At 76.7% G+C, this 743-nt stretch carries 1 protein-coding gene; it reads left to right on the top strand.

What is annotated here, in order from left to right:
• Nucleotides 1–743, top strand: a 743-nt coding sequence (locus GRC12_RS44840; RefSeq protein WP_208786139.1) for a substrate-binding domain-containing protein, incomplete at both ends; no start/stop codon positions are given.

The raw sequence follows: 743 nt of genomic DNA, 5'->3' as shown, positions 1-743 counted from the left end.
GCGGCGAGCGGCTGGCCGTGGTCTGCAACACGGGGGGTTCACCGGAGCGCGAGCTCACGTATCTGACGCTGCTGCAGCGGCAGCGGGCGGCCGCCGTGGTGCTGACCGGCGGGGCCGTGGAGAACCAGCCGCACGCGGCGGCGGTGGCGGCGAAGCTGACCAAGCTGACGGCCGCCGGGACGCGGGTCGTGCTGTGCGGGCGGCCGCCGGCGCCGGACACCGGGGCGATCGCGCTGACCTTCGACAACCGCGGGGGCGGGCAGCGGCTGACCGAGCATCTGATCGGGCTCGGGCACCGGCGGCTCGGGTACATCGCGGGGCCGGAGGAGCGGACGACGACCCGGCACCGGCTGGAGGGCCACCGGGCCGCGCTGGCCGCCGCCGGGATCGAGGAGGACCCGCGCTGGACGGTGTGGGGGCGCTACGACCGGCAGTCCGGCTACGAGGCGACGCTGGAACTGCTGCGGCGCGATCCGTCCCTGACGGCGGTGGTCGCCGCGAACGACACCGTCGCGCTGGGGGCGTGCGCGGCGCTGCGGGAGTCGGGGCTGCGGATCCCGGAGGACGTCTCGGTCGCCGGCTTCGACGACCTGCCGTTCAGCGTGGACGCGGTGCCTTCGCTGACGACGGTACGGCTGCCGCTGGCCGATGCGGGCGCGCGGGCGGGACGGATCGCCATGGGCCGCGAGGAGCCACCGCCCGGGGGGATCGCGACGGTTCGGGGGGAGCTGATGGTGCGGGGG

It is taken from the genome of Streptomyces griseorubiginosus (genome assembly GCF_017614965.1).
Taxonomy (GTDB): Bacteria; Actinomycetota; Actinomycetes; order Streptomycetales; family Streptomycetaceae; genus Streptomyces; species Streptomyces griseorubiginosus_B.
This window is presented reverse-complemented; position numbering and strand designations above follow the sequence as displayed.